This window comes from Anoxybacillus andreesenii (genome assembly GCF_030813005.1).
Classification (GTDB): Bacteria; Bacillota; Bacilli; order Bacillales; family Cytobacillaceae; genus Robertmurraya; species Robertmurraya andreesenii.
In genome coordinates, this window is sequence record NZ_JAUSTU010000009.1 from 54,565 (window position 1) to 70,551 (window position 15,987).

Consider the following 15,987-nt stretch of genomic DNA (forward strand, 5'->3'; position numbering starts at 1 on the left):
AATGGTATGAATGATATGGGTGCTTTTTTTGAGGGCTGCGTATGACTATGGAAAATATCACATTTCTTGAAATAAATATGACAGAATTAGATCATTTTGGAATATACCGGCTTTGTAGATTGAAAATGGGGTTTGAGTCAACTACAATTAAAACGGATGTATATCACTATTAGAAAATAGAGAGGAAAACATTATGAATCTTTCACTGCCAATTTTACCGACAATTAGTACGACATTCATTATTCTGAGTGCCATCACAGTGGCGATTGGTTGGGGACAAATTAGAAAGGGTAAGAGGGAAGCGCATCAAAAAACGATGATATTGGCAGCTATTTTCGCCATAATTTTCTTTGTCATCTATGCATCAAGAACTATTTTTATCGGGAACACCGCTTTTGGGGGACCAGATAATATTAAGATTTACTATACGATCTTTTTAGTGTTTCATATTACACTTGCTACTGTTGGAGCGGTGCTAGGGATTATTTCCCTAATCTCAGGCTTTAAGAAAAACTTTGCTTTTCACCGGAAAATAGGTCCGGTAACTAGTTTTGTTTGGTTTTTTACAGCGATAACTGGAGTAGCTGTTTACTTGCTATTATATGTTTTCTATCACGGAGGAGAGACAACCTCTGTCATTAAAGCAATTTTGGGATTCTAAAAATATAATCTTAAGAGACGGTTTATTTCATACAAAAAAGTGCCTGTTTAAGGCACTTTTTCATTTGGATTATGCGGCAAACGTATCTACTTTTGCTTTCACTTCTGAAAGGATTTTTTCACATTGACTAACTAGTGATTTAGGGAAAACTTCATCCTCGCCGTATTCAACTCCATGAGGATAGTAATGCTTTCCAAGTAAAGGTGTTAAAAGCTTGATAACGGCCCTGTTAGCGCCTACATCTCCCTCAACGGCATAACCGAGGATGCGAAGATAGAATACACCTTCTTTTAATTCGAATTTGCGATCGTAGGCTACACGTTCATAATCCCATTGCTCTTCACGAACTAAGCCATATTCAGCCATCACATCATCTAGTCTTCTTAAGTCAGCCTTAACGTTTTCGAATCCATAACTCTCAAACTTCATATGATCCCTCCTAAAACAATACACGAATGACTCACTTTACAGCTCATTATGTAGAATTTTTAATAAATGAATCCCAAATTTAATAATAGTGCAAAAGTAAAAAAGTTGCAATGACAACCTAAAAGAAAACACAGTTCTTTCACAAATGATCCTCTTTCCTTGGCATCTTGAAAAGGCTCATATTTTGTAAGAAGAAGGAAAAGATAATTTGAGAAAGAGCATTTAGGAGGTTGAGGTATTGTGGAAAAGATTAGAGATATCATGAGCGATGATGTAGAATGTTGTACATTACTTGATAATGTGTATGAAGTGGCTGTGAAAATGAAGGAATGGAATGTTGGGGCGATTCCCATCGTAGATGATGAAAAATTAGTGGGCATGATCACCGACCGTGATATCGTTGTTCGAGGCGTAGCTGAAAAACGTCCAGGTTCAACGAAGGTCGAGGATATTATGAGTGATGTCTTGATTACTATAACACCTGACACAAACTCTAAGGAAGCTGCTGAGCTGATGGCAAAGCATCAAATTAGGAGACTTCCGGTTGTCGAGGGGGATAAGCTTGTGGGAATTGTATCGCTTGGAGATTTCGCAGTTAGAAAGCTCACAGATAGCCAAGCTGGAAGAGCCCTTTCTGAAATTTCTGAATCAGAAAATGACCAAATACAGCATTAGAGAACCATTGGTTCTCTTTTTCTTCGTTGAAAAGCAACTAGCCTTGAGAAAAGAGTCTTTTCAAAAATTAATTTTCTTTTCTGGAAATCAAAAAAGGAATAATAGATGGTATAATATAATTATATAAATACATAGAATAATAGAAATAATTAATAGAGAGGAGGTTAGCCTCTGCGAGCACTTTTTCGGATACTATTATTAATTGCAGCAGTATTAGCTGTTGTATTCTATTTAAATCTCTCATTTGAGAATAATATCCTCATTAATGACAAGCCTGATCTACCTCAGGAGGATGAATCCCTTGCAAAGGACACGAAGAATGACAAGCAAGGACTGGAGGCACCGAAGGAAGGGCTGGCAACACTGATTGGAAAAGATATTTCGGTTCTAGTGAAACAATTTGGTCAACCGGAGCGAATTGATCCATCTGATTACGGTTATGACTGGTGGATTTATAAGCAAGACTTATCCCATTACATGCAGGTGGGTGTCCATAATCAGAGAGTCGTGACTTTATATGCAATCGGTTCTGACGTAGATGTTTCACCGTTCTCGATTGGACAGTCAATCGATGAAATTTACTCTGATATTTCGTATGAGCCTGAAGTGAATCTTGAATACGAGGGAAGCTCTTATCGCTTTGAATTGACAGAGAATGATATGAATTCTCGCCCATTAATCCCTATGGGAGAGTTTTTTGCACAAATTAATGTAGATAAATTCGATGGGACGATCTCAAGTATTCGGTTTATGGATACGGAGACTCTGTTGAAGCTTCAACCCTATGAACTTGTCTATCTTGGCACGCTGTTGGAACCAAGTCCAACGGGAGAAGATGAGCAAGCAAGGATCTCTGAAGGAAATGCCAAGCAAATTTTAGATATTACGAATATTATGCGCATTCGTCATCATTTAAAACCATTAGATTGGGATGAGAAACTGACCGAGGTGGCATTGGCTCATAGCGTCGATATGTACGAGAATGATGATTTTTCTCATACTTCTAAAGTAAATGGAGAATTAGCAGATCGACTAGAAGCTGGAGATGTTTTTTATCAGTTAGCGGGGGAAAATATCGCTGCTAATTATGCAGATGCTCCAGCAGTGATGGAGGGTTGGCTAAATAGTAAAGGACATCGTGAAACTCTGTTAAACAGTGAATTTACCCATTTAGGTGTAGGTGTTTATAAACGGCATTATACTCAAAATTTTATTCAGAAGTGGGCAGAATGAAAAAAGAACGAGGGAATTCGTTCTTTTTTATTTTTCACATATTATGATGCCTTTTCATATCGTACCATAGGAGATTGAAATCATATATCGTGCTTACCAAAAGATGTCATATATACAAGCCTTTATAGCTGAGGTGATTTTTATGTCTGAAAAAAAACTTCATCCCTCTGTTCAAAAATTCAAAGAATTTGTCAAGAACCATCCAGGAATGGTATTGCAAGTGCGAGAGGGGAAAACTACATGGCAGGACTTATTTGAGGAATGGTATTTACTTGGGGAAGAAGATGCGCGATGGGAGGAATTTACTGACGTGGAAAAATCAGTAGCAAAGGATGAAAAGGAGGAAGGGAAAAAGGATTGGGTTCCTCAGGTTATGAACGTGATCAAAAATATGGATGCAAATCAGCTACAGGGACATATTGCGAGCCTTAGCCAGGCATTGGGGGCGATTCAAGGTCTAATTACACAGTTTCAAAAAGGAAATCAATCACCTGCACAAAGCACCAACCCCACCAATCAGCCCCAGCATCCTTTTCAATTTAGGAAGGACTAGTAAGTATGAGGAAAGATGTAATGGACTATATTAGGGCGAACCCAGATCTCATCAAATTTTTGCGAGAACAGCCTATTTGGTACAGAAAACTTTCAAGAAATCCTAATGAGTTTGAAACCTTTCAAATCGCAGCCATGCATTATTATCGAAAGACCATTCCCCATCAAGTCGAAAAATTTTCGAATGGAGTCCAAATGGCTTCCATGATGATGGGGATGTTTCAAGCAATGAATAGTAATCAAACATAAGCAGCTTTCTTCGTTATGAGGGGAAGCTGTTTTTGTTTTGCTGAAGCGAGTAAAATATCCATGGTTGACAAACAATAACAATGTTTATTCGTCCCAGGAAAGTTTGTTCACAGACCAGCATAGGAGGACAGATGATGAAGATTGCCTATATGATTACCATCCTGTTAGCTTTACAAATGCTATTTGGATGCAAAAAGGATATCCCTGAGCCGGAAATGCAGTTCAAAGTGATCCCGATGGCCACTGTCCATGCGGAGGATGATCTACCAGTATTGATGGAGAAGGGCCAGGACAGATTTATGGTTCAGCATCATATTAAAGAAGATCGCGTCTTTGTCGAATGTATTTTGCCGGATATAACTTTTAGAGAAAATAGCCCGAATCAAGGGAAAATCATCCTTTATGTTGATGGAAAGAAAAAGGAGGAAATTACTACCGCCGCATTTATTATTAAAGGCTTACCTGAGGGGAATCACCAGATACGTCTAGAAGTTGTAAATTTAAAGAATGAGCCCTACCATCTGCAAAAAGAATTTACGGTATCCATTCCTTAAGAATTCTCTCACTTCGTTTTTCCCTATATCCGTGTTAAAATAGGGACGGAGGTGAGCGACATTGCTTGCTACGTTAGAAAGAATGCAAATCTTGGATACATCAGAGCAGCTTTCAAGCATGATTCTACAATCAGAGATCGTCGATTATTATTATTCGTGTTTAAATAATATAAGAAGAAATAAGGAAACTCTTCGTAAGATTAAAGCTTTTACAGAAGCGAAAGAGCTCTATGAAGAGGTTCAGAGGTTTGGACGTTACCATCCTGATTATCAGCAGGTGATGAGGAAGATACGTGAACTAAAAAGAGAAATGGATCTTGATGAACATGTTGCTGAGTTCAAAAAGGCTGAAAATGATTTGCAAGCCTTATTAGACGAGATCAGCACCATTATTGGAAAATCTGTTTCTGAGCATATCAAGGTTCCAACGGGAAATCCTTTTTTCGATAGCTCTTCAAGCTGTGGCGGGGGCTGTGGTTCAGGCGGAAGCTGCGGTTGCTCATAGGTGTCGAGTTTCTTAAATCTCAATTTTTTTGTGCGACAAATTTGTCGGCTGGCATACTTGAACGAGCCTTTGCTCTTGTTCTGTAGAGCAACAGCGAAGTGAAAGTGTGTCAACCGCAACCTTCAACCTTTACCACATGCATAAGGATGATTGAAATATGTGGAGTTGTTTGCTAGACTAAAAACAACTAAGTGATTGAAGGGGAAAATGAGTATGCTAGGGCAACGTCAAGGAATAATCGTATGGCTTTACTCTTTGAAGCAGGCGAAGCTGCTAAGAAAGTTTGGAAATGTTCATTTTGTTTCCAAGAGATTAAAATATGTGGTTCTCTATTGTGACTTAGAGGACACAGAGACCATTATGGAGAAAATTCAGAGTCTGTCTTTTGTTAAAAAGGTGGAACCATCCTTTAAGCCCTTTCTAAAAACAGAATATGAAAATTCTAAACCCGATAAAGCAAAAGAATATGATTATCGTATGGGAATATAAGGTGGAGCTCTCAAGGCCCCACCTTTTTTAATTCATTGAAGTGGTAAGATATAGTGGTTCAGTCTTAGGATCCCGATTAAATATTGATAATAAAGCTCCTTCTCAGCAAATTGCTCAGAAGACTTTACCGTTAATTCAATTATTTCCTTTTCCAGCTCGTCTGCAAGGGACTTAAATAAATCGAAGCGCTTATTTGGCATTACCTTTGGATTTGGGATCCCTTCTCGACAGATATAAAGAGCTTGAAAATCACCTTCTGTTGTTGGCTTTAATACAACAACCAATGAGGTCACATCTCGATTCCTTACGTTTGCATGAAAGGCCATTAAATGTAGAAGCCGTTCCCGATTTGCTCTGGCTAACTCAATCAATTCATATATATCTGAATAACCTTCTCCTAATTCAATAAATCGCTGTATCACGGTGTTTCCTCCTACCTTTTTAAATCATATTTCATGAATACTTTATCATGCTTCCTCGATAAACTCTATCATTCAGTCTAATTTATTGAGACGATTTACCTAATTTATGTTATTGTTATGGTAAGAAAGCGTTAAGGGGAATCAATATGTGGAAGATTTCATTCACATTGCTTATCCTATTAAATTCAATTATTGGCGGTATGCTCTTTTGGCAATGGAATGTCTATTCAGAAAATAATACCTTAGCAACAGCTGAGGAAAACGAGACGGCAATTCAGGAAATAACGGTTAAATCGAAGGGAAATCTCCTATCAATTACCCAAGTGATTACTGGATTGAAGTCTGACAAGGAATATCGGATTAGTATGCCAGATACGATTTCCGAATGGAAGTGTGTCAAAGCAGATGATAACCCTTGTGATTCGATTGATGACAATCCGTCATCATTCTTGCCTGATAACCATTCCATAACCTTACAATACAATATTGAACTCTCTCAGTCTCCTTTTCTATTAAATAACTGGAATGGCATTCTTCCAGATGTAGAAATGAAGAAAACATCGATTGAAGTGGTAGATTCCTCGAGAAGAGAGGGAACGTGGGTGGCAGGACTGCCTTTAAAAGGCCATAAAAAACTTGATTTAATCGATTATTATTTTTTTGAAGGGAATATAAATAATGCTTCATTGTATTGGCAGCCACAGGCTATGGAGCATATCCAGGGCGAACAGGGTATTCAGTTTTATTCTGTGAATCCCATTGATAAGAAAAGCCTTTCCTTTGGGTCGCTAAAAAAACTAGCCAATTTCAAAGGATTATCCATTATTCTTACAGAGTCCTTTGCCGAAACGAATGGCAACGCGCTGATGATTGCCAAGCCTACAATTGAAACGGAGCTTTTGGAGCGGAAAATAGTTTATAATTATTTTCTGGAGAAAGCGAAGAATTTGCCGTTAGAAGAACGATGGTTAATGGATGTTCTAACATCGTTATTGACTGGGCAGGAGAGCAAGGTTCCTAAAGGAGTAGAATTTTTGGCGGATTTGAGAGAAAAGCATACGGAAGAAGAGCTTTCATCATTTATGGATTTAGTTTTAAAGGAAAATACACTAACACCCGAAAGCTTGGATGAACTTCTAGGTTCCATTGCGGGCAAATCGACTCAATATTTCACTTTAAATAAGAATGAAGAAACGAGACTCATTCCACTTTATTATACGGATAGAAGAAAGATCTTCATTCAGGATAAGCCACAAAAGGATCTTGAGTTATTGTTAGTTAAAGGCAAAAAGTATTATCCTTTTATCGAAACCCTTGAGGCATTAGGCTTTGAGGTGAAAGCATTGGCGGATAATGAGACGATCCTTTTGAATAAGGGGAATAATACATACCGCTTTTTTGTGAATCAAAACATCTTTATTTATAATGAAGAGGACTATGGCTTGCTCGAGAATCCCTTACATTTGATTAATGGAAAAGTATACTTAGAGAGCAATTGGCTGAAAAAGATTTTTAAGATCCATATACAAGAATCGGAGGATGAGATAAAGCTCACACTCGATTATTAACTGGCCCGTGGGACTACCTACGGGTTTTTTTATAAAAAGGCGCTGTTAAATATAAATGTTGCTCTTGATACCGCCATATGTGCATGGGTTCACTACGTTGCTCGTGCCGAGCAAAACCCGTTCACACCATGCACATATGGCTAATATCAACACTGAACATTAACACAGCCTATAAAAAAGAAAACCCTGCAGATCACTGCAGGGTCCTTCCATCTCCTTTTTTAAGGAAAGAAGGCAAAGGGAGAGGAGAAACCGGAGGAAGAACTTATGGGGAAACGTAAGTCTTCTCCGCGGTTGGCAACAACATCCTCGAATAGATGTTGTTACCTTCATTATTTCCATAAAAAAAGTGGTTATACATTTTTAATATAATTTTCTCGCGAAATGCTTGTCATTGGCACTTTCTTTCGGTAATGTTAGGATGGTAAGGAAGCGGGTGATCATCGATGAGAGTAGTTTCTGGTCGTTATAAAGGGAAAGCCCTGAAGGCCGTACCAGGAAATTCGACAAGACCAACAACAGATAAAGTGAAGGAAGCCATCTTTAACATCATTGGGCCATATTTTAATGGCGGTATATGCCTCGACCTATTTGCAGGAAGTGGTGGTCTTGGAATAGAGGCATTAAGTAGAGGAGCCGAGAAGGCGATATTTGTTGACCGTGATGGAAAAGCAATACATACTATCTACGATAATCTTAAGACCTGCGATCTTGAGTCTAGGGCTGAGGTCTATCGTAATGACTTTAAACGTGCTTTAAAAGCCATCAGAAAAAGAGAGATCAGCTTTGATTACATATTTCTAGATCCGCCATACGCTAAACAGCAGCTCCAAGAGATATTAGAGATCATTGATACAAATACGCTATTGAATAACGAAGGGGTCATTGTTTGTGAACATAGCTCCGAGGTAGAAATGCCGAAAACAGTCGGTCATCTTACGCAAATAAAGGAAGAAACATACGGTATTATCACCATTTCTATTTATTCTTGGTCAAGCTAAGGAGACCTTGATGCAAGGATGAAGACATATTTTAAAGGGGGAAGATGATGTCAAGTATTGCGGTATGTCCAGGCAGCTTCGATCCGATCACAAACGGTCATCTAGATATCATTACAAGGGGAGCAAAAGTATTTGATGAGGTGTATGTATCCATCCTTAATAACTCCTCTAAAAAGCCACTTTTTACGGTTGAGGAGAGGGTGGAGCTCATTAGGGAAGTCACAAAGAATATCCCAAATGTACGGGTTGATTCCTTTCATGGATTATTGGTAGACTATGCGCAAGAAATAGGTGCTAATGCGATTATTCGTGGGCTTAGGGCTGTATCTGACTTCGAGTATGAAATGCAGCTTACATCGATGAACCGATTTTTGAATAACAAAATTGAGACGTTTTATATCATGACCAACAATCAATACTCTTTCCTAAGCTCAAGTATGGTTAAAGAGGTTGCCCAGTATCATGGGAAAATTTCTGAACTGGTTCCATCTGTGGTTGAAGAGGCGCTTAGAAGTAAATTTTCTAGTAAATAACTGATAATATCCCAAATGAAGATAAACGAGCACTTAAATATTAGTGCTCGTTTTTGTACGTTCGCTTCGCAAATACAATGATATAAACCATTAATGACAAGAGGGTAATGATTGGACCCGTATCCTTTAGAATTTGTATCGATTGGTTAATCCAAGAGCTTTCCTCAAAGAAAGCTACTGGAATTGTTTTTGAGTGGTCATCACCAGATTGAATGAAGCCTTCATAAATAGGCTTCCATAAAAGAAGAGTGTAGAAGCCGGCCAAGAATACATGAAAAATTCTTGCGATGAAAAATGGTCTAAAGCTAATATCTGTTTCCGCTAATATACTTGCAACTTGTGCTTGAACGCTAAAACCACTAAAGGCTAAGATCATGCTTGTGATAATCGCTTGCTGCATTAAGGTTGTATCCTCAACCTGACTTGTTAATTGACTGCCTAATGTAATTTCGAATAGTCCTGAAACAAAGGGGATGCTAAAGGATTCTGATAAGTGAAAAATCGTTAGGATTATGCCAACGCCATCCCCAATGAGTTGAATGATTCCCAAATGAAAGAGCAATTGATTTAGGACAGAAAATAGGATAATGAAGCCGCCGATCATGAGCAGGGTTTGAATCGAGGACATGACAGCATCCCCTAATAGTTTGCCGATTGGACGATTTTCTCTAATTCTTGTTCTATGTAATTCTCTTAAAGCGTTCTTTATCGAGAATTTTACGTTTTGGTTAGTTGAAGGAGAGTTATTTTTTCCATGAAACCTCATGATAATCCCAACCGTGAAGTTCCCGAGGTAATGGGCAGCAGCAAGTATAATTCCGAGCTTCGCATTGTAAAAGAATCCGACCGATACCGCTCCAAAAATGAATAAAGGATTGGAGCAATTCGTGAAGGAAACGAGCCTTTCAGCCTCCACCTTTGAAAGCTGCTCCTCTTGTCTTAAACGTGCCGTGAGCTTGGCACCAGCGGGATAACCAGAGGCCATTCCCATCGCCCAAACAAAACCCCCAACTCCTGGTACTCGAAAAAGGGGCCGCATTAATGGCTCTAAAATTACTCCGACAAATTTAACAACACCGAAGCCAATCAGCATTTCTGAAACGATAAAGAAAGGTAAAAGGGAAGGAAAAACAATTTTCCACCACATATCTAATCCTCTAATGGAGGCATTGACAGATTCCTGCGGGAACGAAATTAAGGAGATGGCCAGAATGGTCACGGATGTAGCAAGAATGATTGTTTTTAGTCTAGATTTTACCACGCATAAATCCTCCCTCAGAGATTTACTGAAAGTGCATAATGACGGAAAAAGTGCTAAGATATATTAGAAAAAAATGCCTTCACGGTCTTGTCCTCATATAAATCAATATACTCATAGAAAATAAAATTAGACCATAAGATTGAATATACGGTAGGTAGTGAAGCTCCCAGTGAAGGAAAAAGAAAAGTGTAAACTGAAGGAAAAGGTGGTGCTGTTGTTTTGCATCGTCCTAAGATTGGATTGGCTCTTGGTTCCGGAGGGGCAAGAGGGTTTGCTCATGTGGGGGTTATCAAAACATTACTTGATGAAAAGATTCCGATTGATATGATAGCCGGGAGCAGCATGGGGGCTATGGTTGGTTGTTTCTATGGGGCGGGGTTAGACATTGAAAGACTGTATACTTTATCAAAGGTATTTAGAAGAAAGTATTATTTGGATTTTACCCTACCTAAAATGGGCTTTATTGCTGGAAATCGGGTTAAGGAGCTCATTCGTATCTTTACATTCGGGAGGAATTTGCAAGAATTAGATATCCCGGTTCATGTGGTTGCGACCGACTTAATGACAGGAGACAAGGTTATTTTTAAAGAAGGTCCGATTGCCGATGCTGTTAGAGCCAGCATTTCTATTCCAGGCATATTTGTACCTGAGAAATTAAACGATAAGCTATTAGTTGATGGTGGAGTGGTTGATCGGGTTCCTGTCTCGGTTGTTGAAGAGATGGGTGCAGATATTATTATTGCCGTCGATGTTTCTCATGTGAAGCAAAATACAGAAATCACTTCGATTTTTGATGTGATCATGCAAAGCATTGATATTCTCCAAATGGAAGCTGTTGCAAATAGAGCAATCGCCTCGGATATCATGATTAGGCCACCAGTGGAAATGTATAACTCAAGAGCTTTTACCAATATAGACGAGATTATTGCGATTGGAGAAGAAGAAACAAAAAAGCATATTCAAAAGATACATGGCTTAATCGAGCAGTGGAAGGAGCAGCATTAGATGAAAAAAAGGTTCTATTTTCGCTTAATTTTAATCCTCTTGGTCCTATTTCTTTTCTTCGTTTCTTTTTACTCTTTACCCTATTACGTGTCCAAACCAGGAATGGCGAAGGAGCTAGAACCTATCATTGAAGTGGAAAATGGATATGAAGATGAAGAAGGTAGCTTTATGCTAACAACCATTCGCATGGGGAAAGCAAATATTTATTCGTATTTAATGGCCCATGTTAGCAAATATCAAGAAATCTATCCTCTTGAGGCGATCCGCAGCGAAGAGGAAACGGAAGAAGAATATAATGTAAGACAGCTGCATATGATGGCAAATTCTAAGCAAGCTGCGATTGAGGTTGCTTATAAGAAGGCTGGGCTTCCCACTCGATATGACTATAAGGGAGTGTATGTATTAAGTATTGAGGAGGACATGCCGGCTGCGGGCAAGCTAAGGCCAGGTGACCGAATTTTTAAGGTAGATGGACATGAGTTCCCTTCTTCAGAGAAATTCATCGAATATGTGGGTGGAAAATCAGTTGGGGATAAAATTAAGTTAACCTATATCCGGAGAGGGAAAGAAGGAGAAGTCACGGTTGAGGTTCAGCCTTTTCCAAAGGAACCAACTCGTGTTGGAGTTGGAATAGGACTGGTCGACGATAAGGAGCTCCATGTAGAGCCAAAGGTTGAAATCAATACAGAAGATATAGGTGGGCCGTCTGCAGGCTTTATGTTCTCTCTGGAAATATACAATCAGCTGACAAAGGGAGACTTAACGAAAGGCTATGAAATCGCTGGTACAGGGACGATTTCTCCGGATGGGACAGTAGGAAGAATTGGTGGAATTGAACAAAAAATTGTTGCTGCTGATAAAGCAGGGGCGGAGATTTTCTTTGCCCCAAATGAAAAGGGAGCGAAGGACTCGAACTATCGTGCAGCAGTAAAGACGGCTAAAGATATCGGAACGAAAATGAAAATCGTGCCAATTGATCAATTTGATGACGCCATCAGCTATTTAGATGGCTTGAAGGAAAAGAAATAGGAAGCTCTATTTGAGAGCTTCTATTTCTTTTTGTTCCTTAATATAAATCGGTGGCTGTTTGTATTCAAGCTCCAATAGGTTTTGTGCCATCTGTTCCGTTGCACCTAAAGAATAGATGCGCGATGCGCGAACATCAAGGGCGACATCGTCAAAATCCAAGGCTGATAATTTTGAGACAAGGGGAAGGGAAGCATTTTTCTTCCAATTATTCAAGTAGGTCCTCCCTTTTTCATTCATACCGAGTAGACGAATATAGGAGGCTTTGTCCATTCTTGCTTCCATTTCTTTTTTGGTTGTATTTGTGAGGATATGGACGCACATTCTCTGAAGCCTGGTCCAAGTGTATCGTTTTGTCTTAATCTTCGTCATAAATTCCTGAAAAGAACTGGCTTCAAGTGCGGCCCTCATCACCCGATTTTCCAAACCCTCCTCGACCTCATAGATGTTACTAAGCTCCCCAGCGGTTGCTTGTATAAGCCTATATTTTAGAAATGGCCAATAATTTTCCCATTGTTGAAAATGCTGATAATGCTCTAAGTAATCCTGGAGAACGAGAGCGGTTGTCTCCGGGATATATGGCAGGACCTTCTCAAGCGTTCCATCTTCTGAGAATAGGGCTCTCCGAATACTGGTCGCACTGGCAATGGTGTCAGAAGAGAAGTCCTGATCGTGGTAGTCAGTACTTGTTCTGGCAACGGTGTGTGCAGTCATTGATAGCTTTAATTCTTTCACCGCCTTAACATATTGAAATCCTAGAATGTTGTTCGGTTTTGAAAGGTCAACGACTGCATCGTTAGGATGTAAACTTAGGAAGGCATGTGATAATGCGCTTGGGTAATTGAATCCCTGATCAAGATAGTCCCTTATCTGGTTGTCGTATTCCTCCTTGTTCTCTTCAAGGAACTGAAGGGTTGTGAGAAAGGGCTCTATTTCTCCAGACTCACTTCCAAAGCAAATACTCTCGCAACCCATCGCTCCAAGCAACGATACGGCGCCAAAGGCAAAGGTATCAGCCTTTTGTGTGGCAAACTGATAGGGCAGCTCGACTACAATATCGACCCCAGCGAGCAGAGCCATCTTCGCTCGCATCCATTTTGGAAGTAAGGCTGGCTCTCCCCTTTGTAGAAACTGTCCGCTCATGACCGCGATCACAATCTCTGCCTTTGTAATCGCTTTCGTCTTTTCTAAATGAAATGCATGTCCGTTATGAAAAGGGTTATACTCAACAACAATCCCAGTAGCCTGCATATTCTTCTCCTTAAATCGCCTTTAACCCACCTAATTGATCCGAAAAGTATGTACATTTGGTTAAAGTATCCTTATAATGTCTACATTATAGTGTAAAGAAAAAATATTGACAAATATTTATAGTAAAGCTATAATAACCTTTGTTGCCTTGGGGTGATTCGTATGAAATGGACGTTAAGTCAGTTACAAAAAAATCGAAACAAGGATTTTCTCATTGATGAAATGGTTAATCTTGACGAGATAAAGGAGATCGACCAGACGATACGAGAAGTATCTCCTATCCATATAACAGGTCGGGCTGATATCGACTCAAAAAAGGTGACGTTTCATCTTCGGATTAAGGGTTCACTTATCCTTCCTTGTTCTCGAACTTTGGTAGATGTGAATTATCCAATTGATGTAGAAACAACTGAAACCTTTCTCTTAAGAGGCTTTGACTATGAAGCTGATGAGGAGGAGGTCCATCAGGTAAAAGGAGAAGTGATTGACCTGAAGCCGGTCTTACAGGAAATCCTTTTGCTTGAAGTACCTATTCAAGTTTTCTGCGACGATGGATCGAGTGAAGAAGGTGCTCCACAATCTGGACAAGATTGGGAGGTTATTCATGAGCAGGAAAAAACTGCAAAAATTGATCCGCGATTGGCAGGACTTGCTAAATTACTTGATCAGAATGATCCTTCCCCCAATTCATAAAACTGGGAGAAGCATTAAGACGGTGGAGAGCTAGTATCTAGACTTCACGCCTTTCTTTATACTCTTTAAGGAGGTGGGAATAATGGCTGTACCTTTTAGAAGAACTTCTAAAACTGCGAAGAGAAAACGTCGTACTCATTTTAAACTACAGGTACCAGGTATGGTAGAATGCCCAAACTGTGGTGAGATGAAGCTTGCTCACCGTGTATGTAAAGCTTGTGGAACATACAAAGGAAAAGAAGTCGTAAATGACTAATACTTCTAATGATAAAGCACAGAAACTTGATTTCTGTGCTTTTGTCGTTTTTTGGATAATGTCACGAGGATAGAATGATGGGGGAGTGGTTCCGTGGGAGCGTATGAATTAAGAGAATGGGAAAACGATGTGCTAATATTTCGAATCACAAGAGAAGAAAAAAGAAATGCGATCAATTATGAAGTGATGGAGGGTCTAGCAGAAGCCATTACAGCGGCCCAGAGCCCATCCGTCAAGGCACTTGTTGTGACTGGGGAAGGGGACCAAGCATTTTGCTCTGGTGGGGACTTATCGGTATTTCATGAGCTTCGAACTGAGGATGAGGCCTATCAAATGCTTTCAAAAATGGCCAGGATCTTATATGATTTAGCCATTCTCCCCAAGCCAACCATCGCTCTAATGAATGGTACGGCTGTTGGTGGAGGCTGTGAAATCGCTGCTGCCTGCGATTTTCGTGTTGCCAGGAAAGGAATTAGAGCTGGTTTTGTACAAGGGAATCTAGCTATTACAACAGGATGGGGAGGTGGCTCTCTGCTGTTGGAGAGGCTCCCTATGTCCAATGCCTTGAAGATGTTGATGGAAGCAAGAATTTATACAACGGATGAGCTACTTGACTTAGGATTTGTCCAGTACATATATGAAGGAGAGCCTCTCGCAGGACTTCGGACAACTCTAGGAAAAACCTTTCAGCTAGAAAAAAATGTGCTAGGGGCTTACAAGGAGATGCTCCTTCGAAAATGGGATCAAAACTTAAAAGAAAGAATAGAACAAGAGGTCCGAAAATGCGCTATTCTTTGGGAAAGTGAGGCCCATCACCAGCAGGTAGCAAAGTTCGTGGAAAATAAAAAGTAGTCCTGTCCATAGATTCGATTCGAAAATTGGCTCCGGATAAATATGTATGATAAGTCTATCTCTTCTAGTAAGTGCATATGTATAAATAATAACATACCACTAGGAGGGATTAGCATTGCCCACAAACCGCCAGGATGCTTGGTCTAATGATGAAGATTTACTACTTGCGGAAGTAGTTTTGCGTCATATTCGTGAGGGTGGCACCCAGCTGCAGGCTTTCGAAGAAGTTGGAAAGCAGCTATCCAGAACCGCAGCTGCCTGCGGATTTCGTTGGAATTCTTATGTTCGCAAGCAATACAAATCAGGGATTGAACTAGCAAAAAAGCAGCGCAAAGAATTAAGGAAGCAAGCACAGGTCGTAGAGGACGAAAAGATAGTGGAGATGCAGAGCGAAAGCACTCCACAAGAAAGCAATGCGACATGGAGGCCGAATATAAGCTTCGATGAATTGGTTGGATTTTTCAAGGAAATGTATGAGCAGTTTGAAAAGTCAAATGAACAATTAGAAAAATTGAAAGAATATGAGGAAAAGGCTCAGGAGCTGGAGAAAAGAAATGAATACTTGGCAGCGGAAAATGAGAAGCTGTCCAAGGAATTTCAAATCGTTGAACAGGATTACAAGGCTCTCATAGAAATCATGGAGAGGGCGAGGAAAATGGTTGTCCTGCAGGAGGAGGATCGGCAACAAAAGGTCAAATTTCAAATGGACAAAAATGGGAATCTAGAAAGAATAGAAAAATAGACAAACAGAGAAAGCGGACTATTGTCCGCT

The 15,987-nt window shown here is 39.8% G+C and carries 21 protein-coding genes; 17 read left to right on the top strand and 4 right to left on the bottom strand.

The features are described 5' to 3' along the window. Positions 1-193: 193 nt before the first annotated feature. Positions 194-661 carry a DUF420 domain-containing protein gene (locus tag J2S07_RS10790; protein WP_307150409.1) on the top strand — a complete coding sequence of 156 codons (468 nt, stop codon included), beginning with the start codon at positions 194-196 and terminating at the stop codon, positions 659-661. A 69-nt stretch (positions 662-730) separates the two neighbouring features. On the opposite strand, the gene J2S07_RS10795 is transcribed toward J2S07_RS10790, so the two are convergent. Then, positions 731-1,090, bottom strand: coding sequence for a YugN family protein (locus tag J2S07_RS10795; RefSeq protein ID WP_307150410.1), 360 nt, complete (start codon positions 1,088-1,090; stop codon positions 731-733). Positions 1,091-1,330: 240 nt separating this feature from the next. On the opposite strand from J2S07_RS10795, the gene J2S07_RS10800 reads away from it, so the two are divergent. From J2S07_RS10800 to J2S07_RS10830, 7 genes are all read left to right on the top strand, one after another. Beyond that, entirely contained in the window at positions 1,331-1,765 is a 435-nt protein-coding gene (locus tag J2S07_RS10800; protein ID WP_307150411.1) for a CBS domain-containing protein, read from the top strand. 261 nt (positions 1,766-2,026) lie between these two features. Beyond that, positions 2,027-2,998 (top strand): CAP domain-containing protein, encoded by a 972-nt coding sequence (locus tag J2S07_RS10805; RefSeq protein WP_307150524.1) that lies wholly within the window; start codon positions 2,027-2,029, stop codon positions 2,996-2,998. Between the two features lie 142 nt (positions 2,999-3,140). Continuing rightward, positions 3,141-3,551 (top strand): YlbD family protein, encoded by a 411-nt coding sequence (locus tag J2S07_RS10810; RefSeq protein ID WP_307150412.1) that lies wholly within the window; start codon positions 3,141-3,143, stop codon positions 3,549-3,551. A gap of 5 nt (positions 3,552-3,556) precedes the next feature. Continuing rightward, positions 3,557-3,799, top strand: coding sequence for a YlbE-like family protein (locus J2S07_RS10815; RefSeq protein ID WP_307150413.1), 243 nt, complete (start codon positions 3,557-3,559; stop codon positions 3,797-3,799). 134 nt (positions 3,800-3,933) lie between these two features. Next, positions 3,934-4,353, top strand: a complete 420-nt coding sequence (locus tag J2S07_RS10820) for a hypothetical protein (protein ID WP_307150414.1) — start codon at positions 3,934-3,936, stop codon at positions 4,351-4,353. Between the two features lie 61 nt (positions 4,354-4,414). After that, complete coding sequence (locus J2S07_RS10825) at positions 4,415-4,858, top strand: YlbF/YmcA family competence regulator (protein ID WP_307150415.1); 444 nt, start codon at positions 4,415-4,417, stop codon at positions 4,856-4,858. Between the two features lie 213 nt (positions 4,859-5,071). Next, positions 5,072-5,347, top strand: a complete 276-nt coding sequence (locus J2S07_RS10830; protein WP_307150416.1) for a YlbG family protein — start codon at positions 5,072-5,074, stop codon at positions 5,345-5,347. Between the two features lie 32 nt (positions 5,348-5,379). Here J2S07_RS10830 and J2S07_RS10835 read toward each other — a convergent pair whose 3' ends face one another. Continuing rightward, the gene (locus J2S07_RS10835; protein WP_307150417.1) at positions 5,380-5,769 is read right to left on the bottom strand and encodes a DUF7147 family protein; all 390 of its coding nucleotides are present in this window, start codon (positions 5,767-5,769) and stop codon (positions 5,380-5,382) included. Positions 5,770-5,915: 146 nt separating this feature from the next. On the opposite strand from J2S07_RS10835, the gene J2S07_RS10840 reads away from it, so the two are divergent. The 3 genes from J2S07_RS10840 to coaD all read left to right on the top strand — a co-directional run bounded on the left by J2S07_RS10840 (position 5,916) and on the right by coaD (position 8,871). Continuing rightward, complete coding sequence (locus tag J2S07_RS10840; RefSeq protein ID WP_307150418.1) at positions 5,916-7,337, top strand: stalk domain-containing protein; 1,422 nt, start codon at positions 5,916-5,918, stop codon at positions 7,335-7,337. A gap of 446 nt (positions 7,338-7,783) precedes the next feature. Next, entirely contained in the window at positions 7,784-8,338 is a 555-nt protein-coding gene (gene rsmD / locus J2S07_RS10845) for a 16S rRNA (guanine(966)-N(2))-methyltransferase RsmD (protein ID WP_307150419.1), read from the top strand. Between the two features lie 47 nt (positions 8,339-8,385). Beyond that, positions 8,386-8,871: a pantetheine-phosphate adenylyltransferase gene (coaD, locus tag J2S07_RS10850; RefSeq protein WP_307150420.1), complete on the top strand. Its 486-nt coding sequence runs from the start codon at positions 8,386-8,388 to the stop codon at positions 8,869-8,871. A gap of 40 nt (positions 8,872-8,911) precedes the next feature. Here the strand turns inward: coaD and spoVV are convergent, their stop codons facing one another. Beyond that, positions 8,912-10,132, bottom strand: a complete 1,221-nt coding sequence (gene spoVV, locus J2S07_RS10855) for a dipicolinic acid transporter SpoVV (protein ID WP_307150421.1) — start codon at positions 10,130-10,132, stop codon at positions 8,912-8,914. Between the two features lie 219 nt (positions 10,133-10,351). Between spoVV and J2S07_RS10860 the strand changes: the two genes are divergently transcribed. Continuing rightward, complete coding sequence (locus tag J2S07_RS10860; RefSeq protein WP_307150422.1) at positions 10,352-11,137, top strand: patatin-like phospholipase family protein; 786 nt, start codon at positions 10,352-10,354, stop codon at positions 11,135-11,137. Continuing rightward, positions 11,138-12,166, top strand: a complete 1,029-nt coding sequence (locus tag J2S07_RS10865) for a SepM family pheromone-processing serine protease (protein WP_307150423.1) — start codon at positions 11,138-11,140, stop codon at positions 12,164-12,166. It begins immediately after the preceding gene. A 6-nt stretch (positions 12,167-12,172) separates the two neighbouring features. Here the strand turns inward: J2S07_RS10865 and J2S07_RS10870 are convergent, their stop codons facing one another. Beyond that, positions 12,173-13,414 carry a nucleotidyltransferase gene (locus J2S07_RS10870; RefSeq protein ID WP_307150424.1) on the bottom strand — a complete coding sequence of 414 codons (1,242 nt, stop codon included), beginning with the start codon at positions 13,412-13,414 and terminating at the stop codon, positions 12,173-12,175. Positions 13,415-13,576: 162 nt separating this feature from the next. On the opposite strand from J2S07_RS10870, the gene J2S07_RS10875 reads away from it, so the two are divergent. The 4 genes from J2S07_RS10875 to J2S07_RS10890 all read left to right on the top strand — a co-directional run bounded on the left by J2S07_RS10875 (position 13,577) and on the right by J2S07_RS10890 (position 15,957). Further along, the gene (locus J2S07_RS10875; protein ID WP_307150425.1) at positions 13,577-14,107 is read left to right on the top strand and encodes a YceD family protein; all 531 of its coding nucleotides are present in this window, start codon (positions 13,577-13,579) and stop codon (positions 14,105-14,107) included. An 82-nt stretch (positions 14,108-14,189) separates the two neighbouring features. After that, positions 14,190-14,363, top strand: coding sequence for a 50S ribosomal protein L32 (gene rpmF / locus J2S07_RS10880; protein ID WP_009791160.1), 174 nt, complete (start codon positions 14,190-14,192; stop codon positions 14,361-14,363). A gap of 93 nt (positions 14,364-14,456) precedes the next feature. Further along, a complete protein-coding gene (locus J2S07_RS10885; protein WP_307150426.1) occupies positions 14,457-15,215 on the top strand; it encodes an enoyl-CoA hydratase/isomerase family protein in 759 nt (252 codons plus the stop codon). A 115-nt stretch (positions 15,216-15,330) separates the two neighbouring features. Further along, a complete protein-coding gene (locus J2S07_RS10890; protein WP_307150427.1) occupies positions 15,331-15,957 on the top strand; it encodes an RsfA family transcriptional regulator in 627 nt (208 codons plus the stop codon). Positions 15,958-15,987: the final 30 nt, after the last annotated feature.